22 protein-coding genes are annotated in these 22,783 nt (G+C 53.7%); 11 read left to right on the top strand and 11 right to left on the bottom strand.

Annotation, left to right across the window (positions count from 1 at the left end):
- Window positions 1–201: 201 nt before the first annotated feature.
- Window positions 202–1,182, top strand: coding sequence for an IS5-like element IS5 family transposase (locus tag HV127_RS00225; RefSeq protein ID WP_042934497.1), 981 nt, complete (start codon window positions 202–204; stop codon window positions 1,180–1,182).
- A 306-nt stretch (window positions 1,183–1,488) separates the two neighbouring features.
- Here HV127_RS00225 and nrdF read toward each other — a convergent pair whose 3' ends face one another.
- From nrdF to HV127_RS00200, 5 genes are all read right to left on the bottom strand, one after another.
- Entirely contained in the window at window positions 1,489–2,451 is a 963-nt protein-coding gene (nrdF, locus tag HV127_RS00220) for a class 1b ribonucleoside-diphosphate reductase subunit beta (protein ID WP_182234325.1), read from the bottom strand.
- 10 nt (window positions 2,452–2,461) lie between these two features.
- On the bottom strand, window positions 2,462–4,606 hold the full coding sequence (gene nrdE, locus HV127_RS00215; RefSeq protein ID WP_182234323.1) for a class 1b ribonucleoside-diphosphate reductase subunit alpha: 2,145 nt from the start codon (window positions 4,604–4,606) through the stop codon (window positions 2,462–2,464).
- Entirely contained in the window at window positions 4,579–4,989 is a 411-nt protein-coding gene (gene nrdI, locus HV127_RS00210) for a class Ib ribonucleoside-diphosphate reductase assembly flavoprotein NrdI (protein WP_112216439.1), read from the bottom strand. The genes nrdE and nrdI overlap by 28 nt, the downstream gene beginning before the upstream one ends.
- Window positions 4,986–5,231: a glutaredoxin-like protein NrdH gene (nrdH, locus tag HV127_RS00205; RefSeq protein ID WP_182234321.1), complete on the bottom strand. Its 246-nt coding sequence runs from the start codon at window positions 5,229–5,231 to the stop codon at window positions 4,986–4,988. The genes nrdI and nrdH overlap by 4 nt, the downstream gene beginning before the upstream one ends.
- Window positions 5,232–5,414: 183 nt before the next feature.
- Window positions 5,415–5,846 (bottom strand): carboxymuconolactone decarboxylase family protein, encoded by a 432-nt coding sequence (locus HV127_RS00200; RefSeq protein WP_182234319.1) that lies wholly within the window; start codon window positions 5,844–5,846, stop codon window positions 5,415–5,417.
- Window positions 5,847–5,933: 87 nt separating this feature from the next.
- Between HV127_RS00200 and HV127_RS00195 the strand changes: the two genes are divergently transcribed.
- A complete protein-coding gene (locus tag HV127_RS00195; RefSeq protein ID WP_182234317.1) occupies window positions 5,934–7,286 on the top strand; it encodes a PLP-dependent aminotransferase family protein in 1,353 nt (450 codons plus the stop codon).
- Between the two features lie 94 nt (window positions 7,287–7,380).
- Here HV127_RS00195 and HV127_RS00190 read toward each other — a convergent pair whose 3' ends face one another.
- A complete protein-coding gene (locus HV127_RS00190; RefSeq protein WP_110277045.1) occupies window positions 7,381–7,728 on the bottom strand; it encodes a DUF883 family protein in 348 nt (115 codons plus the stop codon).
- Window positions 7,729–7,877: 149 nt separating this feature from the next.
- Here HV127_RS00190 and HV127_RS00185 point away from each other — a divergent pair, with 149 nt between their 5' ends.
- A complete protein-coding gene (locus HV127_RS00185) occupies window positions 7,878–8,228 on the top strand; it encodes a DUF2002 family protein (RefSeq protein WP_110277046.1) in 351 nt (116 codons plus the stop codon).
- Between the two features lie 40 nt (window positions 8,229–8,268).
- On the opposite strand, the gene alaE is transcribed toward HV127_RS00185, so the two are convergent.
- The 4 genes from alaE to HV127_RS00165 form a co-directional block, all read right to left on the bottom strand.
- Complete coding sequence (alaE, locus tag HV127_RS00180; RefSeq protein WP_110277047.1) at window positions 8,269–8,718, bottom strand: L-alanine exporter AlaE; 450 nt, start codon at window positions 8,716–8,718, stop codon at window positions 8,269–8,271.
- Between the two features lie 538 nt (window positions 8,719–9,256).
- Window positions 9,257–9,436, bottom strand: a complete 180-nt coding sequence (locus HV127_RS00175) for a hypothetical protein (RefSeq protein ID WP_182234315.1) — start codon at window positions 9,434–9,436, stop codon at window positions 9,257–9,259.
- Window positions 9,437–9,528: 92 nt separating this feature from the next.
- Complete coding sequence (locus HV127_RS00170; protein ID WP_182234313.1) at window positions 9,529–10,050, bottom strand: rhodanese family protein; 522 nt, start codon at window positions 10,048–10,050, stop codon at window positions 9,529–9,531.
- Window positions 10,051–10,059: 9 nt separating this feature from the next.
- Window positions 10,060–10,359, bottom strand: coding sequence for a metalloregulator ArsR/SmtB family transcription factor (locus HV127_RS00165; protein ID WP_112216445.1), 300 nt, complete (start codon window positions 10,357–10,359; stop codon window positions 10,060–10,062).
- Between the two features lie 181 nt (window positions 10,360–10,540).
- Between HV127_RS00165 and HV127_RS00160 the strand changes: the two genes are divergently transcribed.
- A complete protein-coding gene (locus HV127_RS00160) occupies window positions 10,541–11,137 on the top strand; it encodes an undecaprenyl-diphosphatase (protein WP_182234311.1) in 597 nt (198 codons plus the stop codon).
- A 13-nt stretch (window positions 11,138–11,150) separates the two neighbouring features.
- Here HV127_RS00160 and HV127_RS00155 read toward each other — a convergent pair whose 3' ends face one another.
- Window positions 11,151–12,938 carry a sigma-54-dependent Fis family transcriptional regulator gene (locus HV127_RS00155; RefSeq protein ID WP_182234309.1) on the bottom strand — a complete coding sequence of 596 codons (1,788 nt, stop codon included), beginning with the start codon at window positions 12,936–12,938 and terminating at the stop codon, window positions 11,151–11,153.
- Between the two features lie 252 nt (window positions 12,939–13,190).
- Here HV127_RS00155 and HV127_RS00150 point away from each other — a divergent pair, with 252 nt between their 5' ends.
- The 7 genes from HV127_RS00150 to HV127_RS00120 all read left to right on the top strand — a co-directional run bounded on the left by HV127_RS00150 (window position 13,191) and on the right by HV127_RS00120 (window position 22,761).
- Entirely contained in the window at window positions 13,191–14,711 is a 1,521-nt protein-coding gene (locus tag HV127_RS00150; protein WP_182234307.1) for an aldehyde dehydrogenase family protein, read from the top strand.
- 221 nt (window positions 14,712–14,932) lie between these two features.
- Window positions 14,933–15,913, top strand: a complete 981-nt coding sequence (locus tag HV127_RS00145) for an IS5-like element IS5 family transposase (RefSeq protein ID WP_042934497.1) — start codon at window positions 14,933–14,935, stop codon at window positions 15,911–15,913.
- Between the two features lie 668 nt (window positions 15,914–16,581).
- Entirely contained in the window at window positions 16,582–17,178 is a 597-nt protein-coding gene (locus tag HV127_RS00140) for a fimbrial protein (RefSeq protein WP_182234306.1), read from the top strand.
- Between the two features lie 294 nt (window positions 17,179–17,472).
- Window positions 17,473–18,132, top strand: coding sequence for a molecular chaperone (locus HV127_RS00135; protein WP_182234304.1), 660 nt, complete (start codon window positions 17,473–17,475; stop codon window positions 18,130–18,132).
- Window positions 18,133–18,159: 27 nt separating this feature from the next.
- Window positions 18,160–20,706, top strand: a complete 2,547-nt coding sequence (locus HV127_RS00130; RefSeq protein WP_182234302.1) for a fimbria/pilus outer membrane usher protein — start codon at window positions 18,160–18,162, stop codon at window positions 20,704–20,706.
- 40 nt (window positions 20,707–20,746) lie between these two features.
- On the top strand, window positions 20,747–21,811 hold the full coding sequence (locus tag HV127_RS00125; RefSeq protein WP_228727516.1) for a fimbrial protein: 1,065 nt from the start codon (window positions 20,747–20,749) through the stop codon (window positions 21,809–21,811).
- Between the two features lie 155 nt (window positions 21,812–21,966).
- On the top strand, window positions 21,967–22,761 hold the full coding sequence (locus HV127_RS00120; protein ID WP_182234298.1) for a CatB-related O-acetyltransferase: 795 nt from the start codon (window positions 21,967–21,969) through the stop codon (window positions 22,759–22,761).
- Window positions 22,762–22,783: the final 22 nt, after the last annotated feature.

Below are 22,783 nucleotides of genomic sequence, written 5' to 3'. Positions count from 1 at the left end.
TTGCTTTTTTACACCCTAACATACTGAGAATCTGAGACAACCCTTTATGTTGATTTACGGCGGAAATTCAAACGAGAGGATTCCAGCGCATCCCCCGTGATATAAGGGCTGAGCGTGAATTGCTGACAACTAAGGAAGGTGCGAACAAGTCCCTGATATGAGATCATGTTTGTCATCTGGAGCCATGGAACAGGGTTCATCATGAGTCATCAACTTACCTTCGCCGACAGTGAATTCAGCAGTAAGCGCCGTCAGACCAGAAAAGAGATTTTCTTGTCCCGTATGGAGCAGATTCTGCCATGGCAAAACATGGTGGAAGTCATCGAGCCGTTTTACCCCAAGGCTGGTAATGGCCGGCGACCTTATCCGCTGGAAACCATGCTACGCATTCACTGCATGCAGCATTGGTACAACCTGAGCGATGGCGCGATGGAAGATGCTCTGTACGAAATCGCCTCCATGCGTCGGTTTGCCCGGTTATCCCTGGATAGCGCCTTGCCTGACCGCACCACCATCATGAATTTCCGCCACCTGCTGGAGCAGCATCAACTGGCCCGCCAATTGTTCAAGACCATCAATCGCTGGCTGGCCGAAGCAGGCGTCATGATGACTCAAGGCACCTTGGTCGATGCCACCATCATTGAGGCACCCAGCTCGACCAAGAACAAAGAGCAGCAACGCGATCCGGAGATGCATCAGACCAAGAAAGGCAATCAGTGGCACTTTGGCATGAAGGCCCACATTGGTGTCGATGCCAAGAGTGGCCTGACCCACAGCCTAGTCACCACCGCGGCCAACGAGCATGACCTCAATCAGCTGGGTAATCTGCTGCATGGAGAGGAGCAATTTGTCTCAGCCGATGCCGGCTACCAAGGGGCGCCACAGCGCGAGGAGCTGGCCGAGGTGGATGTGGACTGGCTGATCGCCGAGCGCCCCGGCAAGGTAAGAACCTTGAAACAGCATCCACGCAAGAACAAAACGGCCATCAACATCGAATACATGAAAGCCAGCATCCGGGCCAAGGTGGAGCACCCATTTCGCATCATCAAGCGACAGTTCGGCTTCGTGAAAGCCAGATACAAGGGGTTGCTGAAAAACGATAACCAACTGGCGATGTTATTCACGCTGGCCAACCTGTTTCGGGCGGACCAAATGATACGTCAGTGGGAGAGATCTCACTAAAAACTGGGGATAACGCCTTAAATGGCGAAGAAACGGTCTAAATAGGCTGATTCAAGGCATTTACGGGAGAAAAAATCGGCTCAAACATGAAGAAATGAAATGACTGAGTCAGCCGAGAAGAATTTCCCCGCTTATTCGCACCTTCCCTAATATTTTTTGGTTATGTTGCGATAATTTCGCCTGAAATCGACAAGATTCTGTTGAATATGACGCGGTGATGACTGAAAGATATTGAGTGAGGTGAAAACGAATAATGTGAAATAAATCACCAGGAAATATGTTGATATATTCCTGGTGAAAGTAAGGTTAAAAGTCCCAATCGTCGTCGACGGTTTCTTCTGCTTTTCCCATCACATACGACGATCCGGAACCGGAGAAAAAGTCGTGATTTTCGTCGGCATTCGGCGAAAGGGCTGCGAGGATGGTTGGGTTGACGGCGGCCATTTCTGCCGGGAACAGCGCTTCGTAACCGAGGTTCATCAGCGCCTTATTGGCGTTGTAGCACAGGAAGGCGTTAACCTCCTCAATCCAGTCGCTGTCGGCGTACAGTTCGCGGGTATAGGCCAGCTCGTTATCGTAGAGATCCATTAGCAGGTCGAGGGCGAAATTTTTGAGCTCTTCGCGCTTTTCGGCACTGACAATCTCCAACCCTTTCTGGAATTTGTAGCCGATATAGTAACCATGTACCGCTTCATCGCGGATAATCAGGCGAATAAGATCGGCGGTGTTGGTCATTTTTCCCCGGCTGGAGAAATACATCGGCAGCCAGAACCCAGAATAGAAGAGGAAGGATTCAAGAAATACGCTGGCGATTTTCTTCTTCAGCGGTTCATTGTCCTGATAGAACTCCAGCATCAACTGCGCTTTGCGCTGCAACGGCGCGTTTTGTTCGCTCCACGCGTACGCGGCATCCACGTCTTTGGTCTGGCAAAGGGTGGAAAAAATCGAACTGTAGGAGCGGGCGTGCACCGCCTCCATAAAGCTAACGTTCGACAGCACCGCTTCTTCGTGCGGGGTGAGGGCATCGGCCATCAGCGCCGGAGCGCCGACGGTGTTTTGAATGGTATCCAGCAGCGTTAGTCCGGTGAATACGCGAATCGTCAGCTGCTGTTCTACCGGGGTAAGCGTTTGCCAGGCCGGAATATCGTTGGACAGCGGCACCTTCTCCGGCAGCCAGAAGTTGCTGGTCAACCGGTTCCAGACCTCCAGATCCTTGTCGTCCTCAATCTTGTTCCAGTTGATGGCGCTAATGCGCGATAAATGGGTCATCCTGTTCTCCTTACAGCGCGCAGGACACGCAGCCTTCGATTTCGGTACCTTCCAGCGCCAGCTGGCGCAGACGGATGTAATACAGCGTTTTGATGCCTTTCTTCCACGCGTAGATTTGCGCTTTATTGATATCGCGGGTGGTGGCGGTATCGGGGAAGAACAGGGTCAGCGACAGCCCCTGATCGACATGACGCGTCGCCTCGGCGTAGGTATCGATGATTTTCTGCGGCCCAATTTCATAGGCATCCTGATACAGCGCCAGATTGTCATTGGTCATAAACGGAGCGGGGTAGTAAACGCGTCCGGTTTTCCCCTCTTTGCGGATCTCTATCTTCGACACGATCGGGTGGATGCTGGAGGTCGCGTGGTTAATGTATGAAATGGACCCCGTCGGCGGCACCGCCTGCAGGTTGCGATTGTAGATACCGTAGCGCATCACGTCATCGCGCAGCTGCCGCCACATATCGCGGTCGGGCAGGCGAATACCCGAACGGACGAACAGCTCGCGAACTTTCGCCGTTCTCGGCTGCCAGTCACCCTCAAGATATTGCTGGAAATAGTCGCCGCTGGCGTAACGCGACTGCTCGAACCCGGCAAAATGCTCACCCCGTTCGCGGGCCATCAGCATCGAGGTGCGCAGCGCGTGCCAGGTGATGGTATAGAAATAGAGGTTGGTAAAATCCAATCCCTCTTCGCTGCCGTAGGCAATGCCTTCCCGCGCCAGATAACCGTGCAGATTCATCTGCCCCAGACCGATGGCGTGAGACGCGGCATTGCCCTCCGCTACCGATGGCACAGAGCGGATATCGCTCATATCGGACACCGCCGTCAGACCGCGTACCGCCACCTCTACCGTGCGGGCGAAGTCAGGTGAGTCCATGGTATGGGCGATATTCAGCGAACCGAGGTTGCACGAGATATCCCGGCCGATGCTGGCGTAATCCAGATTTTCATCAAACGTAGAGGGGGTATTGACCTGCAATATCTCCGAGCACAGGTTACTCATATTAATGCGCCCGGCAATCGGGTTCGCGCGATTGACCGTATCTTCAAACATGATGTACGGATAGCCTGACTCAAACTGAATTTCCGCCAGCCGCTGGAACAGCTCGCGGGCGCGGATCCAGCGCTTGCTTACCCGCTCGTCGGCAACCAACTGCTCGTACATCTCGCTCACCGCGATATCGCCGAACGGTTTACCGTACAGACGCTCGACGTCATAGGGCGAGAACAGCGCCATCTGCGCATCTTCTTTCGCGAGCTGGAAGGTGATATCCGGAATCACCACCCCGAGGGAGAGCGTTTTAATGCGGATTTTCTCATCGGCATTTTCGCGTTTGGTATCGAGGAAACGCAGGATATCCGGATGATGGGCATGCAGATAGACCGCTCCGGCCCCCTGACGCGCGCCAAGCTGGTTGGCGTAGGAGAAGGCATCTTCCAGCATTTTCATTACCGGCACCACGCCGGAGGACTGGTTCTCGATACGCTTGATCGGTGCACCAGCTTCGCGCAGGTTAGAGAGCAGAAATGCCACGCCGCCGCCGCGTTTTGACAGCTGTAGCGCTGAGTTGACCGCGCGACCAATGGATTCCATGTTGTCTTCAATACGCAGCAGGAAGCAGGAGACCAGCTCGCCGCGCTGCTGTTTACCGGCGTTAAGAAACGTCGGCGTAGCGGGCTGAAAGCGCCCGGAAAGGATTTCATCGGTCAATTGATGTGCCAGCGCCTCGTTGCCCTGCGCCAGACTCAGGGCCACCATGCAGGTACGGTCGGCAAAGTCTTCAAGGTAGCGCTTGCCATCGAAGGTTTTCAGCGTGTAGCTGGTATAGAACTTCCATGCGCCGAGAAACGTCTGGAAGCGAAAACCGTAGCTCTGCGCATGGGCGAACAGCTCAAGAATAAACTGCCTGTCGTAGCGGGCCAGCACTTTTGCATCGTAATAGCCTTCGGCGACCAGCCACGTCAGCTTGTCACCCTGGCTGGCGAAAGGCACGGTATTTGGCTCAACGTGGCTGGCCATAAACGCCTCTACCGCCTGATGGTCCTTTTCAAACGGGATGCGACCGTTGCTGTCGTACAAATTCAGCATCGCGTTGAGGGCGTGGAAGTCAGGTGCCCCGGTGGTTACACGTTCTGCGGTTGTCGTTGCCAAAATTCGCTTACTCCTTTACGCACGTTGTCGACGTCTTGTGGGGTGCCCATCAGCTCAAAGCGGTAGAGATACGGTACGCCGCATTTTTGCTTGATAACGTCGCCAGCGCGGCCATAGGCGTCGCCGAAGTTACGGTTACCCGCGGCAATCACGCCGCGAATCAACTGGCGATTATGCGGATCGTTAAGAAAACGGATCGCCTGTCGCGGAACCGCGCCCGCCGTGCCGCCGCCACCGTAGCTGGGGACGATGAGAATATAGGGTTCGTCTACCTGGATGCGCTCCCGCTCGTTAAGCGGAATACGCACCGCGGGCAGCCCCAGACGCTGGACGAACCGATGCGTGTTTTCGGAACTGCTGGAAAAGTAGACGATCAGGCTCATGCGCTGGCCGCTGAGGTTGCCGGGCGCAGGCGGTTAATCATGTCCGGGCGGAAGCCGGACCAGCGGGTTTCGCCGGCAATCACTACCGGCAGCTGGCGGAAGCCCTGCTCGCGCAGCATATCGACGGCTTCAGGATGGTGGTCGATGTTGACCATGTCGAATTCAAACCCGCGGGTTTCCATAGCTCGTTTGGTGGCATGGCATTGCACGCAGTCGTTTTTAGTGTAAATAGTAATGCGCATGATTCGTATTTCCATTTAAGATAACAGCACGGCGCAAAAAATGACGTCGGGCGTTATGGGTTATCGTTGAGGGAAATACTAGATGTAGTTATTTAAAAGTTCAACAACTCAATATATATGGTTTTTGCAAAAAGTAACCCCCACTAAAGGTATCAGCGGGGGGGAGATTTTTTTGTCGTGAAATTACAGGCGCATGCTCACTGCAAGGCGGTTAAAGGCGTTCATCAGGCTGATGGCGAAAGTCAAATCGCTAATCTGTCGGGCGCTAAAATGCTCCAGCAGCGGCAGATAAACATCATCTTCAGCATGGCTTTCGGCGATATGGGTGACCGATTCGGCCCACGCCAGCGCCGCGCGTTCAGCATTGCTGAAATGAGCGCTGACTCGCCAGCCTGCCAGGGCGTCTAATTTGTTCTGCGCCACGCCGGACTTGCGCAGCGCTTTGCTATGCATCTCCAGACAGAAGGCGCAGCCGTTGATTTGCGACACCCGCAAATAAACCAGCTCTATCAGCGCGCCATCCAGTTCGCTTTTTTCCAGCGCAATCTTTGCTTGTACCAGGGCGTTATAGACTTCCGGGCTCAGTTCATTGTACGGCTGACGTAGTGTGGTCATTTTACTCTCCTCATTAAGACGCCAGCAAAATAGCACTATAATGGACTGCATAAGATAGCCATATTGTGATGAAAAAAGCAGACCATAATGAATGCCAAAGAACTCCCGCACTATCAGCGTATTGCCCGACAGCTTAAGTCGGCCATTGAGAGTGGCGAACTGATGCCAGGCAGCAGGCTGCCGGCGAGTCGGGTCTATGCCCAGGAACTCGGTGTGTCGAGGGCGACGATAGAAAACGCCTGGGGTGAGTTGGTGGCGCAGGGCTGGCTGGAGCGGCGCGGGCAGGCGGGGACCTTTGTCAGCGAGCGTCTCAGCCCGCAGCAAAGCGCTCCTGTGCAGCCTGGTGCGGGCGACGAACCGACGGCACCGCTGCCGTTTCAACTTGGGCTCCCGGCGCTCGATCTGTTTCCTCGCGGGCTGTGGGCGAGGGTGATGGGCCGACGGCTGCGCACGCAAACGCGCTTTGATCTTGCTCCTGGCGATCCAAGCGGCGAGATGATCCTGCGCCGGGCCATCGTTGATTATTTACGTCTATCGCGCAGTATTGAGTGTCGGCCTGAGCAGGTGTTGGTCACCGGTAGCTATGCTGCATCAATGCGCCTTATCCTGCGCACCCTGGCCCGGCCGGGCCAGAACATGTGGATGGAGGACCCTGGGTTTCCGCTGATCCGACCCATCGTGAGCGGGGAAGGGGTAAAGATAAATCCCGTTCCGGTTGACGATGAGGGGATGGATATCGCCTGGGCGCAGCAGCACTATCCGGATGCGCATTTTGCTCTGCTGACTCCCGCTCACCAAAGTCCGCTCGGTGTTGCGCTATCGTTGGCCAGGCGCAGGCAGCTATTGCAATGGGCGGCGCAGAACGACGCGTGGATTATCGAGGATGACTATGATAGTGAGTTTCGCTATCACGGTAAGCCGCTACCGCCGTTAAAAAGCCTCGACGCCCCGCAACGGGTCATCTACGCCGGGGCGTTCAGTAAATCATTTTTTCCGGCACTGCGCGCCGCCTGGCTGGTGGTACCGGAACCGCTCGTGGCGCAGTTTCGTGAACAGGCCGCGCTGATGAGCTGTAGCGTGCCGACGCTATGGCAGCAGGCGCTGGCCGATTTTATCCGCGAGGGCCATTTCTGGCGTCATCTGAAGAAAATGCGCGCCAGCTATGCGCAGCGCCGCCAGTGGCTGGAGTCGGCGCTGCGGGAGCAGGGATTTTCGGCGGTTCCCCAACTGGGCGGGATTCAGATGGTGGTTAACGTTGAGGGGGACGATCGTCAGTTGGCCCTGCGCGGCAGGCAAGCCGGTCTGGCGGTGCAGGCGCTGAGCGACTGGCGAATTGATAGCCAGGGGGAGAAGGGGTTGCTGATGAGTTTTACCAATCTGACGTCGGCAGAGAGGGCTATCGACGTGGTCCGTCAGCTCAGGTTAGCGCTGTTTTCTTAGGGTAATAAAATTCTTAGGGTAATAAAAACCCCTGCATACCGGGGTATGCAGGGGTAGACGCGTATTTGTTATCTTCATTGGTCTGGCAATTAGATTATCGGCGCAAATTCAGCAATACGCCAATAAATACCCCAACGGCGGCTGCGGCACCGACGCTTTGCCACGGTTTGTCTCTCACGTAGCTGTCAGCGCTTCCGGCCACATCGCGGGCGCAGCCCACAGCATCACGCGCGGCCTGCTGTACGCGATTATTACCGTTAAGGCGGGCGCGAGTCTCTTTCAGTAGCGCCTGGGCTTTTTTACGCGCGGTCTCGGCTTCGTCCTTCGCATCGCTGCCCCACGATTTCAGCACCTCTTCCAGCGTATCCGCTAATTGGCTGACATCGTTATGAATATCTTCAGCGCTGTCTTCTACGTTGTTGCGGTTTGCTCGATTGGCCATGAGTTTCTCCCTTAGTTCCATTGAGTCTTAAAGTGTAGGACACGATTTCGAATTATGCTGTAGGAGGTGGTTTATGGAATTATCCGAAAGCGTTGTCTTTAATGAATAAGGTAAGGTTGACGTGCGGTGAAAGATAACGAGGAATCAGTATGTATTTAAGACCCGATGAGGTGGCGCGTGTTCTTGAAAAATCCGGCTTCACCATGGATGTTGTGACGCAAAAGGCGTATGGATATCGTCGTGGCGATGATTATGTTTATGTGAACCGTGAAGCTCGTATGGGGCGTACCGCGTTAATTATTCATCCTGCGTTAAAAGAACGTAGTACGACGCTGTCGGATCCTGCATCGGATATTAAAACCTGCGATCATTACGAGCAGTTTCCGTTGTATTTAGCGGGCGATGTCCAGCAACATTATGGTATTCCACACGGTTTTAGTTCGCGCATGGCGCTTGAGCGTTTCCTGAATGGCCTATTTGGCGAGGCGCAATATAGTTGAAAAAAAGCGGCTGGCGTAACCAGTCGCTTTTTTGAATGACTCAGGCTTTAGCCTGCTGGTAAGGACTCACGCGGAACAGGCGGCGGCAGTAATCAAGGAAATAGCCGTACGCCGCACCCATCAGCATTGATACCACGATATTTGAACTGACCGCCGCGGCAATTTGCTGCCATTCAGCGCCAACAACCAACAGAATCGCCACGTATACCGGTGACTGAAATGTCACATAGGCAATCACGTCAGCAATATTCTTCATCCACCCAGATGGGCTGATGCGACGCGCCTGGCGCATGGCGAAATCACGGTAAAAACCGTAAGGTACCGCAATAATAATGTTTACCGGAATCGCGACTAGTCGCGACGATAATGACTGCTGGAAGGACATGCCGGAGAGAAAAATTTCGATCATCATGTTTACAACGGTGCAGTAAACCACCATCGCAAAGGTGTCTGCTACCGCGTGACGCAAGCGGGACTGCGCAGAGAACATCGGTATGCTCCTCGAAATTAAAGTCAATAAAGCCAAAATATTCGCAGTTAATTAGCGTTTTTGGGCTGTCTGTTTTGATGTGCGTAGATTATATCTCTGCATTAAAAGTGGCAACTAGCTATAAATTTTTATTTAATGGCTTTTTGTCGATAAAATACTCTGCATCAGGCTGTTTTTTGTCCGTTACGCTACTTTTGTTCTCTTTGGTGTTTTTTATTTTATTTATCAATTAGATAATTAATGTGTACGTAATAAGAGTGAGATCGGTGACGTTTAGTAATGGCCGACTTTGCGACGGGATCGCGTCCTGATGTGATTTGTGTCACTTTCGGAGTTTTTTATGCGTGATTTGGTTTTAATGTAGCATGACGTGCTGTTTAGGCCGTTGGGTGACTATTCGTATTTCGTGCATGACTATTCTTTGCGAGCATCGGCAGCGTTTTGATTCTCTACTGGCGATATATCCTGAATTATTTAAACGCTGGAAATGTAATATTGAAAACGGTGGGGAAACCCACCGTGGTCTTTACGGATTTGATTAGCACACGCCAAAATCACCATCTTCTTTATAAGCCGTAACGTCGACCGACTTCAGCGTGTATTTCTCACCTTGCTCATTACTCGCCTGAACGGCAACAATTTGATCGTCATGGACTTCCACAACCTTCAATTTTGGCCCGCCTGAACGCGGTTGTACCAGATCGCCAACTGAAAACATGGTTCTTCTCCTTTGTGCTGATAAAAGTTATTGCTGCTAATAACCATAGCTCAGCAAAAGAGCCGCAAACAACTGGCCGAAAGAGGTAGACGTTAACGACGGTTCCACGGCATCACCGCCAGCAGACGCGCCATACCGCAAAAACCAGTCACTCCGGCGAAGGTTAAACCGGCCCCGACGAATGCGCTGAGCAGAAAAAAGCCGCTGCCGAGGGAATAGCCCAACGCCACGCCGAGTAAAATCAGCACGCCCGCGGCGATTTGCACCTGACGCATCAGCGGCAGCGGCTGCGACTTGTCCTCTTGCACCGGCAGCCCCGCTGCTTTCCATGCCTGAATTCCTCCCGCCAGCAGTTTTACCTGCGCCGGAGCGGCAGCTTGCGCCAGACGAGCGGCATTATTCTGGGTACGCGAGCCCGCCTGGCAGTGAAACACGATCGTTTCGTCAGCGCTTGCGTGCAGCGAAGCTCCGTTGTTCAGCGTACTCAGCGGCACCAGTTCAGCTTCAGGGATATGCTCGCGGGCGTACTCATCAGCATCGCGGATGTCGACCAGCCGTGCACCCTGGGCGATGAGCGTCTGAGCTTCTGTAGGGGAAAGAGTGGCGATTGTCATGAATGTTCCTTAAGGACAATAGATGGATTTTAGCGTAGCGACGATTTGCTGAACCGCGGGCTGGGTGATGAAGTAGTGAATTCGCTGCGCCTGGCGTTCGCTGCCGATAAGCCCTTCGTCACGCATACGGGTGAGATGTTGTGAGGTTGCCGAAGGGCTCAGGCCGGTGATCCGCGCAAGCTCACCAGCACTGGTGTGCGGGGTTTCGCAAAGCATGCACAGAATCAATAGCCTGCTGGGGTGACTCATGGCTTTCAACAGGGCGGCGGCTTCCCCGGCGCTGGTCTGTAGCTGTTCAGGTGTATTCATTTATTTTAGTCTTTTCTAAATTTAGTAAAGTCTAAAATAAAAAATAATATTGTGCCAGCAATGGATGCTTCTGCGGCTAAATTGTTTGTCAGAAATCAGGATAATTCATTGTCGCCGGGTTAAGCGTAACTTAAGCCTGGATAGCGATAATGACGGTAATATGACTGCACGAGTTATTGCTATGAACGCACTGGAAACCTTCAATCAAAGCGCTTTTTTAGCGCTGAATGCATCGCCCGGTACGCCGGACGCTATCCTCTCATTGGCTCGCTTTTCGGCAAGTGGGATAATTTTTGTGGTTCCGCTCATTTTGCTTTGGCTGTGGTTTTCAGGAGGGCGGCAGGGGCATCGGCAGGCGTTGTTTTGTACCCTGAGCATTCTGACCGCGCTGGGGCTGGGATTTATCTGTGGCATGCTGTGGTCTCACCCGCGGCCGTTTATGATTTCTCTTGGCCATACCTGGATAAGCCATCCGGCGGATAACTCTTTCCCGAGCGACCATGGAACGGTGATGTTTAGCGCTGCTTTTGCACTGCTGTCGCTGCGTTTACGCGCCGCAGGGCTTTTTCTGCTGTTGGCGGCGCTGCCCGTAGCCTGGGCACGAATCTTCCTGGGGGTTCACTTTCCGCTGGATATGGCAGGGTCGGTGCTGGTTTCAGCCTGCGGCGTCTGCATCGCAAAGCTTATCTGGCAGGGCGCTGGACGGCGCTTAACTTCGTTGTGCGAAGCGATGAGCAGGCGAATGTTCTCCTGGCTACCGCCGCGCTTTACGCCCTGAGCGAAGCAGGGCGCTATGCTTTATGACTTCCACGACGGGCGGCGCGACGATACAAGGTACTGCGCGCCACGCCTAACGCCTGTGCGGCTTTGCTGATGTTGCCGTTATAGCTTGCCAGGGTGTCGGCAATCAACTGGGCATCATGCTGTTGAAGCCCGCGCGGTACGTGGGCGACGGAGTGGGTACGATATTCATTGGGCAGGGCATTGATCCCCAGCCTCTCGCCATCTTCGGCCAGCGCCAGCAGTACCCTCATCAGACTTTGCAACTGACGAACGTTTCCCGGCCACGGCAGCGCCGCCAGGTGTTCGCATAGTTCAGGTGTCAGGATGACCCGTCGTTTTTCTCCGCCCAGATCCCGCCACAGCTGCTGTATAAATGCAGGTAGTTCAGCCCAGGCGCGCAGCGGCGGCAGCGTCAGGGCATATTCTCGCAGTCGATAGAGCAGGTCTTCGCGGAAGGTGCCTTCGTCGACGCGCTGGGCCAGGTTGCGGTGAGTGGCGCAAATTACCGCGAAGTTGACCGCTGAACTCTGGCTGGCGCCAAGTGGTGTCACTTCTTTCTCCTGAAGGATCCGTAGCAGCCGGGTCTGTAGGGCTAATGGCATATCGCCAATCTCATCGAGAAACAGCACGCCGCCGTCGGCCTCGCGAATCTTGCCGATATAACCGTTCTTGTTGGCACCCGTAAAAGCACCAGGCTGATAGCCAAACAGCTCGGATTCAATCAGTGATTCGGGAATAGCGGCGCAGTTGATGGCGACGAATTTACCGCTGTGCCAGCGACTGTGCTGGTGAATCATACGGCTGACGTACTCTTTGCCGCAGCCGGTCTCTCCTTCAATACACAAGCCAATTCCGGCGTTAAGCAGGCGGACCAGCTTTTCGCCTTCATGCTGAATGGAGAAGGGGTAGTTGATAGTTGGCCGCTCTGGCATTGCCACGCTGGTGCGATTTGGCGCGCGTAAGCGGTAGTAGTAGTTCTGACGTCCAGTGGTGAACGGCAGTGGTACGCTGACGGCGGTTTGCTGAAGTTGGGGGAAAAGCTGCTGGAAGGTGATGTGCCCAAACTGCGCCGCGTTGAGGCGGAGTTCGCGCATCGCCAGCCGGTTACCTGCGGTCAGCACATTATCGGTAAAAATCAGCAGCAACTCCTCTACGCTGTCGAGTTTTTCGACCCGGGAATGCAGACTCATCAGCCACTGCTGCGGATGCAGGCTCTGTTTGACCCACAGATATTCTATCTGTTTCGCCGCGCCTTTTACCCAGACCATGGTCTGGGTATGCGGATAGTGGGCCGGGCCGGAGATATCCAGCACGCCTGCAATTTGTCCGTCGGGGCTTTGCAGCGGCACGGCGGCGCAATAAAGCCCCTGATTGCTGGTCAGGAAATGCTGACGACCATCGATTTCGCAGCAGTCGTCAATCGCCAGCGCGGTGCCTATGGCATTGGTGCCGCGCCCGCTCTCGCTCCACAGATTTCCCGGGGCCAAGGCAAAGCGCTGTGCCTTCTGCATGGCATCCAGGTTGCCGAAGGTTTGTAGGACCAGGCCGCTGGCATCGGAGAGAATCACCACCGATTGCAGGTCGCTAACCTTGCCTGATAGTCCATTGACCACCGGCTGCGTCAGCCTTTGTATGCGGTGATGGCTGGCAAGCCTGTCGGCCAGTTCGCTAGCGTGCAAGCGAGGAAAGTCATCCGTGGTGGGGTCGAGGCCATAGCGCTGGCTGCGACACCAGGAATCGCTCAGCAGCGGGCTCGCTTTGACCTCCGACGTCAGGGAAAACGGATTTCCTCGCACGTGACACCTCATGGCGGTTTAGTTGTGTTGCAATATTGTAGCTATGTGGTTTATTTGATGTTGCGATTTGCGACACATAAGAAAAAATCGGCGCAACAGAAAAATGGAGTGAGTATTTAATTTATTGAATATAAATAAGTTTTAAGAAACAGGAAAAGTGGCATAACCCCTGCAATAGCGTTCAGGTGCAGCGAGCGATCGTACAAAACTAATATGCCGCTGCGCCTCAACCCTACATGAAGGAGATTCGCGATGCGTTATGCACATCCTGGCACGCCGGGCGCTTTGGTTTCACTGAAGTCTGCTTACGGTAACTTTATTGACGGTAAATTTATTGAACCGATCGGCGGCGAATTCTTTATGAATACCTCCCCGGTCGATGGTAGCGATATTGGGCAGTTCCCGCGTTCTGATGCCAAAGATATCGACCTGGCCCTTGATGCGGCGCACCGGGCCGCCGATGCCTGGGGCAAAACCTCGGCTCAGCATCGCGCTAATTTGCTGTTGCAGGTCGCCGATCGTATCGAGGCTAACCTGGAATATCTGGCGGTGGCGGAGAGTTGGGATAACGGCAAACCAATCCGCGAGACCCTTAACGCCGACCTGCCGCTGGCGGTCGATCACTTCCGCTATTTTGCCGGCTGTCTGCGCGCGCAGGAGGGGAGTACGGCGGAGATCGACGAGACTACTGTGGCCTACCACTTCCATGAACCACTAGGCGTGGTCGGGCAAATTATTCCGTGGAACTTTCCGCTGCTGATGGCCGCCTGGAAGCTGGCTCCGGCGCTCGCGGCCGGTAACTGCGTAGTGCTGAAACCCGCTGAGCAGACGCCGCTTAGCATCACCCTGCTGCTGGAGATCATTGGCGATCTGTTCCCGGCGGGGGTACTCAACGTGGTGCAGGGCTTTGGTAAAGAGGCGGGTGAAGCGCTGGCGACCAGCAAACGTATTGCTAAGATTGCATTCACCGGTTCAACGCCGGTTGGCCGCCATATCATGGCCTGCGCCGCTGAGAACATCATACCTTGTACCGTCGAGCTCGGCGGTAAGTCGCCGAATATCTATTTTGCCGACGTGATGGAAGGCGAAGAGGAGTTTATCGAGAAGGCGGTTGAAGGCCTGGTGCTGGGCTTCTTTAACCAGGGTGAGGTCTGTACCTGTCCGTCCCGCGCGCTAATTCAGGAGTCTATTTACGAACCTTTTATGCAACGGGTAATGGCGAAAGTGGCGCAGATTCGCCGCGGCGATCCGTTTGATACTGACACCATGATTGGTGCTCAGGCGTCACGTCAGCAGTTCGATAAGATCCTCTCTTATATCAAGATCGCCCGCGACGAAGGCGGCAAGATCCTGACCGGGGGGGAACGCGCCAGTATCTCTGCCGAGCTGGATAACGGTTTCTATATTCAGCCGACGCTGATTCAGGGCCGTAACGATATGCGCAGCTTCCAGGAGGAGATCTTTGGCCCGGTTATCGGCGTCACCACCTTTAAAGATGAAGCGGAGGCGCTGTCTATTGCCAACCAGACCCAGTTTGGTCTCGGCGCTGGCGTCTGGACGCGGGATACCAATCTGGCGTATCGCATGGGGCGCGGCATTAAAGCCGGTCGCGTGTGGACTAACTGCTACCATATCTACCCGGCGCACGCGGCCTTCGGCGGTTACAAACAGTCTGGTGTTGGGCGCGAAACGCATAAAATGGCCCTTAATGCCTACCAGCAGACGAAGAACCTGCTGGTGAGCTACGGTACCGCACCGTTGGGTCTGTTCTGACCGAATAGCCCTTAATTAAGGTAACCCGTAATCTTAATAAGAGATTACGGGTTTTTATTCCCTGAAATAAATGTGGTTAATTATCTTTCATTTCACTGATGGGCTTCATTCGAAATAACCATCCCCTCCATATTAAAGATTATTATTGATTAGGGAAGGTGCGAACAAGTCCCTGATATGAGATCATGTTTGTCATCTGGAGCCATGGAACAGGGTTCATCATGAGTCATCAACTTACCTTCGCCGACAGTGAATTCAGCAGTAAGCGCCGTCAGACCAGAAAAGAGATTTTCTTGTCCCGTATGGAGCAGATTCTGCCATGGCAAAACATGGTGGAAGTCATCGAGCCGTTTTACCCCAAGGCTGGTAATGGCCGGCGACCTTATCCGCTGGAAACCATGCTACGCATTCACTGCATGCAGCATTGGTACAACCTGAGCGATGGCGCGATGGAAGATGCTCTGTACGAAATCGCCTCCATGCGTCGGTTTGCCCGGTTATCCCTGGATAGCGCCTTGCCTGACCGCACCACCATCATGAATTTCCGCCACCTGCTGGAGCAGCATCAACTGGCCCGCCAATTGTTCAAGACCATCAATCGCTGGCTGGCCGAAGCAGGCGTCATGATGACTCAAGGCACCTTGGTCGATGCCACCATCATTGAGGCACCCAGCTCGACCAAGAACAAAGAGCAGCAACGCGATCCGGAGATGCATCAGACCAAGAAAGGCAATCAGTGGCACTTTGGCATGAAGGCCCACATTGGTGTCGATGCCAAGAGTGGCCTGACCCACAGCCTAGTCACCACCGCGGCCAACGAGCATGACCTCAATCAGCTGGGTAATCTGCTGCATGGAGAGGAGCAATTTGTCTCAGCCGATGCCGGCTACCAAGGGGCGCCACAGCGCGAGGAGCTGGCCGAGGTGGATGTGGACTGGCTGATCGCCGAGCGCCCCGGCAAGGTAAGAACCTTGAAACAGCATCCACGCAAGAACAAAACGGCCATCAACATCGAATACATGAAAGCCAGCATCCGGGCCAAGGTGGAGCACCCATTTCGCATCATCAAGCGACAGTTCGGCTTCGTGAAAGCCAGATACAAGGGGTTGCTGAAAAACGATAACCAACTGGCGATGTTATTCACGCTGGCCAACCTGTTTCGGGCGGACCAAATGATACGTCAGTGGGAGAGATCTCACTAAAAACTGGGGATAACGCCTTAAATGGCGAAGAAACGGTCTAAATAGGCTGATTCAAGGCATTTACGGGAGAAAAAATCGGCTCAAACATGAAGAAATGAAATGACTGAGTCAGCCGAGAAGAATTTCCCCGCTTATTCGCACCTTCCTTAGCGTGATTATTGTTATTTCGGTGATGAAAATAAGATGAAAATTCACTCTAAGATTTATCTTAATATTTGATGAGTTCTATTCCTGTTTAGCTAAATGATAACTATATGCTGAGGTTAAACCGCCTTCTGGTGTTAATTTATGTGTGTTATTGTTGCTTTTTTCTGTTGCTGTATTGGGATTCTTGGTTGCATTAATTAACAATTATCGGGATGTGTTTAATATTCTTCTATTATGTAAAATAAAACACCATTTCATTAACATAACAAAATATTGCGAATTGTTTTTGGGCGGGATAATATTTATTTGTACTCTAAATGCATCTTTTAGTCGTTTCGCTCAATAATTCTTTGCGCATGAATAATGTCATAGAAATAAGCGGAGCAGGATGCCTGTACGCCCAATATCCTGCGGATGGAACGCGAATATCATTAACATGGAGGATCTGTAAGCAGATTCGCTCAGGCTATACTGGCTCAATGCGTAATCGGCAAAAATATAAGTTAGAGATGAGATAAATAATGAAAACGCAATTTCGTGTTATGGCAATGATTGTCGGTGCTCTGGTGTCTGGCTCAGCATTATCAAGTATTTCCCAACCGGCCAGTTCTGCTATGACCGTTAATCCCGGCAGCAGCGCGGGAACCCAAGGTACTGGCGGTCAGGTTGAATTTACCGGCTCTATTACCGACTCCTCCTGTAATGTTGATAGCACCAGCGCAAATCAAAGCGTTGATCTGGGGAAATGGGCAAGCAGCTATTTTACCGGCACAGGCTCAGAAACCACCAAAACCTCCTTCCATATCAAAGTGAAAGATTGTCCTTCGACCGTCACCACCGTTTCCGTGCTGTTTGACGGCACCCGCGATACCAACAATAGCGACCTGCTGGCGATTAACGGTACCGCGAAAGGGGTAGCGATTAAGCTGTATGAAAATGATAAATCAACGCCGGTTGGTCTGGGCGCTGTTTCACGTGGTCATAACGTTACCGCTGGTGCGACCGGCACCACGACCGGTACCGCCGATCTGGAGTTCTTCGCTGACTACGTCTCTACCAGCGCGGTTTCCGCCGGTTCTGCCGACGGCACAGCTAACTTCAATATGGTTTACAACTAATAAAAAAGAGCAGGTCAGACGGCTGAAACAGCGGGGCTCTTATCGCCTGTTGATATTGAAGATTTCGTAGATACTGTGGATGTCTGCCTTCCCGGGCTACGGGGGTCAGTAGCCCGGACAGATGCGTAGTATCGCCTCCGGGAAAGCGCGCGCAACGCAGTTTCTGCTTTTTGCCCCTGTCGGGCTGGCGCTAGCCGCCGCCCGGCAGAAATGCGAACACAATATTTAATAGCGGTTTGTTACCCGTCTCAGGTATTCATCCCTGCTCTTTATTATTTCCTGATGGTAGTGATTATGAAAAGAACGATTGCCGCGATAGCCTTTTTACTGCTATCCACTGCGGCACAGGCCGGTATTGTCATGGGCGGGACCCGTGTTGTTTATCAGGAAGGGAAGCGCGAAGCTGCAATTTCAGTGACCAATGCTGATACCCATTCGCCTTATCTGGTGCAGTCATGGGTAGAAAACTATGTGCCGGAAAATAAAAGTCGGGTGCCCTTTATTGTCACGCCGCCGCTATTTCGTCTCGACCCTGAACAACAGAACGTATTGCGTATTAATTACATTGGCGGAAATATGCCAGCGGATCGGGAATCCGTTTTTTGGCTGAATGTGAAAAGTATTGCGCCAACGCAAAAAGATGAAACCAATAAATTACAAGTCAATATTAAATCGAAATTTAAGATTTTCTATCGCCCGGAGGGTCTCGCCGGTGAACCTGCCGATGCGTGGCGTAAGCTGACATTTAAAATTGAGGGTAATCGCCTGATTGCGCAAAACCCAACGCCTTATTTTGTCTCCTTTTTTGTTATTTCGGTTGGTGGTAAAGAGATTAGCGAACCCGGAATGATTGGACCATTAACCCATAAAGAGTGGCCGGTGAACGGTTCCGGAGTGGTCAAATGGCGCGCCATTAATGATTTTGGCGGCATTACGGATTACGCACAGCAGTAACTTTTTGCTTCGCCTGGGCAGAACATTGTGAAAAATAACACTCCTGGTATCACACCCGGTTATTCAGCGATCGTCGCGCCAACCGGGGGATTTTTATTATTAGCGACGGTGCCGACGGCGCTATTTCTTCTTTGCCAAAGTAGTCCGGTAAGGGCAGACGACTACTTTGACCCGGCTGCGCTGGAGTTCGCCAATCCGCAGCAAAAGACCGCTGATTTACACTACTTTGCTAAATCAGGCGGCCAACAACCGGGGACGTATCCGGTTAGCATTTGGGTGAATAACCAGGAGATAGCCCAAAGTGAAGTGACTTTTGTCGACAGCAACGGCGCGCTGCAACCGCAATTAACTCCGGCACAGCTGGCGGAATATGGCGTTAACGTTAGCGCTTTCCCGGCCTTTAATACGCTGCATGACGGTGAAAGGTTTACCCGCATTGAGCACTATATCCCTGATGCCAGCAGCCGTTTTGATTTCGCTACCCAGCGCCTGAACCTGAGCATTCCGCAGGCCGCGATGAACGTCCAGAGCCGCGGCTATGTCGATCCGGCGCGCTGGGATGACGGCATCCCGGCAGCGTTCGTCAACTACAGCCTGACCGGGTCGCAGAGCCAGCAGGCTCAGGATAATCAGCGTTCGAGCTATCTGAATTTGCGCAGCGGAATTAACCTCGGGGCCTGGCGTCTGCGTAACGTCTCGTCGATGCAATATGACCAGCAGACCCGGCGCTGGAATTCACAAAGCACCTGGCTGCAGCGCGATGTGAAATCACTGAAAAGCCTGCTGCGCATGGGGGACACCTTTACCTCCGGTGAAGTCTTTGACAGCGTGCAGTTTCGCGGCGTGCAACTGATGTCCGATGATGAAATGCTGCCGGACAGCCAGCGCGGTTTTGCGCCGACGATCCGTGGTATGGCGCACAGCAACGCCAAAGTGACCATCTCCCAGCATGGTTACGTTATCTATGAAACCTTTGTCTCGCCGGGGGCGTTTGCGATTAACGACCTCTACCCGACGGCGCAAAGCGGCGACCTCGAAGTGCAGGTCAAAGAGAGCGATGGCTCGGTTCGCACCTTTACGCAGCCCTTTTCGGCAGTACCTTTTATGCTGCGCGAAGGGCGAGTTAAATTCAGCCTGAGCGCCGGACGCTACCATTCCGGGCAGAGCGAGACCCGATCGCCGACGTTTGTGCAGAGTACGCTGTTTTATGGCCTGCCTTCGGAGTTCCCCCTCTACGGCGGCAGCCAGCTGGCGCAGGATTATCAGTCATGGGCGCTCGGCGTCGGGCGCGGTTTTGGCGAACTGGGTTCGCTCGGGGGAGACGCGACCTGGGCCAGCACGACGACGCCTTCTGGAAAGCACTCGGCGGGCCACTCCGTTCGCGTACAGTATCAGAAGGATTTCGCCGGAACCGGTACTTCATTTAGTCTTGCCAGCTACCGCTACTCTTCCAGCGGCTACTATGACTTTAGCGAAGCGAATACCCTTGAAAGCCGCAACGGGCTGCTGGATAACAAGCGTAGCCGCGAAGAGGTGTCCATTTCTCAGGCGTTCGGCGGCATGAGCAGCCTGGCGATTTCCGCTTATTCACAAGAGTACTGGCACCGCCAAAACCGCGATGAAACGCTCCATCTCGGATTTTACAGCGCCTGGCGGGGCGTCTCGTGGGGCGTCGGCTATTACTACACTCAGTCCTCGGATCGCGATAAAGCCGATCGCTCGTGGTCGTTTAACCTGAGTATTCCGCTTGGCGGCCCGTTCTCCGGGAGCGCGGTGAGCTACAGCACCACTTCCGACAATAACGGACGAACTTCGCAGCAGGCCTCGTTATATGGTTCGGTTCCGCACAATCCGAATCTCTATTATTCCCTACAGCAGGGCTATGTTAACGGCGGTCAGGGCAGCAACAGCAGCGCATCGCTGGATTACCACGGTGGTTACGGCAGTGCGCAGCTCGGCTATCGCCATGACAGCGCAAGCAGCCAGCTTACCTGGGGCGCATCGGGTTCTATCGTCGCCCATCAGCATGGCGTGACGCTGGGGCAGACCGTAGGTGAGAGCTTTGCCATCGTGCGTGCGCCGGGGGCTGCCGATGTGGCGATTCAGAACGGCAGCAACGTGCATACCGACTGGCGGGGCTATGCGGTGGTGCCCTCGCTGACGGCATATCGCAAAAACACCATTACCCTCGATACCGAATCGCTGGCCGACGATGCCGATGTCGATCTTGAAGGGCAGACGGTGATCCCCGGCGGCGGGGCGGTGGTGCAGGCTAATTATCAGACGCATATCGGCAGCCGCGTGTTGTTTACGCTCAGCGATAGCCACGGCCCGCTGCCGTTTGGTGCCAGCGTTCACTTACGTAAGACTGAAGATGACGAAGGGGCGGCTCCGGGCGGCATGGTTGCGGACATGGGGCAAGTTTATCTGAGCGGCGTTCCGCAAGAGGGAACCCTGGATGTGGAGTGGAACGCCGACAACATTTCGCGGAAATGCGCGCTGCATTTCCATCTTACCGATAACGCACAGCATGAACAGAGTCCGCTAAAAACCGTCTCTGGCGTCTGTCTGTAACGAGGTTATTTTGCGCATAGTATCGTTTTTATTGCTGCTGATGGCGGGGATTTATAGCCACAGTGGATGGGCGGAAACCTGCAAAGGGGATATCGGTCAGATGACCATTAACGTCCAGAATATCAAGTATCTACCCACTCTACCGCTCAACACGCAGATGACCAGTATGATGGCGGATAACGGCGGCGGCATTCATTTTTCCTGTGATCTTCAGGTGCCGAAAGCCGTGGCTAAGCGTCTGGTTTATCGGCAGCTAAAAACCGCCTCATCACCGCTGTCGATTAATGGTCAGCACGTGTTTCCCTCGGCGCTGGACGGCATGGGATATTCGCTGGGCTTTCAGTGCAATGGTGGGGCGATTCGTTTTATCGATGGCAGCCATACCGCTGGAAGCGCGGAGTCAGTGACGGTTTGTGACAGCAATGAGATTGCTAACCTGCTGAAACAGCAGCAGACGGTGGTGAAAGTATTTGTGACGTTTTACAAGACCGGGCAGGTCGCGCTGGTTAGCGGTAACCACGCTAACGTTCCGGCACAGCCGCAGATCGGCGAACTGACCATTCAGCAGCAGGCCGACAGCAGCGCTGGGTTTGTTGCCAGCTCACCGGTCACGCTTGATATGGCCGCGCTGAACGTCGATATCGGCAGCAGCGGCAGCTGTCAGGTCTCGACCTCGAACATTCACGTTAGCCTCGGCACGGTGAATAAGGCGGAGTTCAAAGGTAAAAGCACTACCGGCGGTAGCGCAAAGAGCTTCTCCATCCCGGTTTTTTGCTCGACGCCAACCGATATTCGCATTGGCTTTTTTGGCGTGACAGCGCAGGCCGGAGTGACGGATACCCTGGCGCTCAGCAAACAGAACGCCTCCGCCAGCGGCGTGGGCATCAAGCTCACCTACGGCAATAATAGCGCCCCGGCACCCGCCGCCGGGACCAGCGTAAAAATTAACGAAGCCAGCAACTTACCGGTGCTCAAACGAATCACCGCCAGCAGCGCGGGCGCTGCGGAAAATATCAACTTCAGCGCCCAGTATGTGCAGATCGATGACGCGGTAGCCGCCGGAACGGCAAACAGCATGGTGACTTTCGCACTGGAATATAACTAACGGTTCCTGCGATCAAAGAGCCGCCGCTTTCGCGCTGTAGCTCACAAAAAAGAGATGTCATTACGATTTTTTGCACGGTGAGCAGATCGGTACGCTATCAATGATCGAGAGATTAAGCGGCTGACCTGGAATACTTTTGTGCGGGAAAATCAAAGATGAAAATCGCTTTTGGTGAGCTAAAACCTTTATTGCAGGCGCATCGCGTTTTTGTCGGCGGGCAGAAGCTTACCTGCGCCCATGCCTTTTACCGTGACGACCTGCTAATTGATATACCGGAAAATCTAGTCACCGAACCTTATACCACCTATTGGGGGCGCTGCGGTGAACGGCTGGCCTCCATGGGCGCTTTTAGCTATACGCGAACCCTGCTTCCGGCGCTGATTCAGGTAGGGCGTTATACCTCGATTGCCGATCGCTTGCAGGTGCTTGGCGACCGACACCCTCTGGAGTGGGCCAGCGCCAGCCCGGTGTTTTATGCCCATCTCTCCGGCGTCATGTCGACTCTTGCAGCCGACAGCGGTAAACCTAATCAATTTTATCCCTTTGAGAAAACGCCCCGGCCAATAACCATCGGTAACGATGTGTGGATTGGTCAGAATGTTACCCTGGCGCAGGGCATTACTATTGGCGATGGGGCCGTTATTGCCGCCAACGCGTTGGTGGTCAAAGACGTCGCGCCGTACACCATCGTCGGCGGCAACCCGGCAAAACCGATCCGTATGCGCTTTAACGACGCGATTATTGAACAACTGCTGGCGCTACGATGGTGGCGTTTCTCCGCCCAGGATATTGCTACGTTTCCGGTGAATCAGGTTGAGCGCTTTTGTGAATTGTTTAACGAGCGCGTTGCTGAAGGGACGATGCTGACTTTCTCGCCGCCGGTATTGACGGCATCCATGATTAAAGCTGTTATGGCTAATAAGCAAAATCCGCCGCGTAGCGCGGTTTAATCAGAAGCGGTTCACATTTGGA

This window comes from Klebsiella sp. RHBSTW-00215, assembly GCF_014103785.1.
GTDB lineage: Bacteria > Pseudomonadota > Gammaproteobacteria > Enterobacterales > Enterobacteriaceae > Klebsiella.
The sequence above is the reverse complement of the archived record's forward strand: the minus strand, read 5'-3'. Positions and strand labels throughout refer to the sequence as shown.

What these genes read in the sequence shown, in the direction of transcription:
- HV127_RS00225 (WP_042934497.1), top strand. Translation starts at nt 202, where the DNA reads ATGAGTCATCAACTTACCTTCGCCGACAGTGAATTCAGCAGTAAGCGC.
- nrdF (WP_182234325.1), bottom strand. Translation starts at nt 2,451, where the DNA reads ATGACCCATTTATCGCGCATTAGCGCCATCAACTGGAACAAGATTGAG.
- nrdI (WP_112216439.1), bottom strand. Translation starts at nt 4,989, where the DNA reads ATGAGCCTGATCGTCTACTTTTCCAGCAGTTCCGAAAACACGCATCGG.
- nrdH (WP_182234321.1), bottom strand. Translation starts at nt 5,231, where the DNA reads ATGCGCATTACTATTTACACTAAAAACGACTGCGTGCAATGCCATGCC.
- HV127_RS00200 (WP_182234319.1), bottom strand. Translation starts at nt 5,846, where the DNA reads ATGACCACACTACGTCAGCCGTACAATGAACTGAGCCCGGAAGTCTAT.
- HV127_RS00195 (WP_182234317.1), top strand. Translation starts at nt 5,934, where the DNA reads ATGAATGCCAAAGAACTCCCGCACTATCAGCGTATTGCCCGACAGCTT.
- HV127_RS00190 (WP_110277045.1), bottom strand. Translation starts at nt 7,728, where the DNA reads ATGGCCAATCGAGCAAACCGCAACAACGTAGAAGACAGCGCTGAAGAT.
- HV127_RS00185 (WP_110277046.1), top strand. Translation starts at nt 7,878, where the DNA reads ATGTATTTAAGACCCGATGAGGTGGCGCGTGTTCTTGAAAAATCCGGC.
- alaE (WP_110277047.1), bottom strand. Translation starts at nt 8,718, where the DNA reads ATGTTCTCTGCGCAGTCCCGCTTGCGTCACGCGGTAGCAGACACCTTT.
- HV127_RS00175 (WP_182234315.1), bottom strand. Translation starts at nt 9,436, where the DNA reads ATGTTTTCAGTTGGCGATCTGGTACAACCGCGTTCAGGCGGGCCAAAA.
- HV127_RS00170 (WP_182234313.1), bottom strand. Translation starts at nt 10,050, where the DNA reads ATGACAATCGCCACTCTTTCCCCTACAGAAGCTCAGACGCTCATCGCC.
- HV127_RS00165 (WP_112216445.1), bottom strand. Translation starts at nt 10,359, where the DNA reads ATGAATACACCTGAACAGCTACAGACCAGCGCCGGGGAAGCCGCCGCC.
- HV127_RS00160 (WP_182234311.1), top strand. Translation starts at nt 10,541, where the DNA reads ATGAACGCACTGGAAACCTTCAATCAAAGCGCTTTTTTAGCGCTGAAT.
- HV127_RS00150 (WP_182234307.1), top strand. Translation starts at nt 13,191, where the DNA reads ATGCGTTATGCACATCCTGGCACGCCGGGCGCTTTGGTTTCACTGAAG.
- HV127_RS00145 (WP_042934497.1), top strand. Translation starts at nt 14,933, where the DNA reads ATGAGTCATCAACTTACCTTCGCCGACAGTGAATTCAGCAGTAAGCGC.
- HV127_RS00140 (WP_182234306.1), top strand. Translation starts at nt 16,582, where the DNA reads ATGAAAACGCAATTTCGTGTTATGGCAATGATTGTCGGTGCTCTGGTG.
- HV127_RS00135 (WP_182234304.1), top strand. Translation starts at nt 17,473, where the DNA reads ATGAAAAGAACGATTGCCGCGATAGCCTTTTTACTGCTATCCACTGCG.
- HV127_RS00125 (WP_228727516.1), top strand. Translation starts at nt 20,747, where the DNA reads ATGGCGGGGATTTATAGCCACAGTGGATGGGCGGAAACCTGCAAAGGG.
- HV127_RS00120 (WP_182234298.1), top strand. Translation starts at nt 21,967, where the DNA reads ATGAAAATCGCTTTTGGTGAGCTAAAACCTTTATTGCAGGCGCATCGC.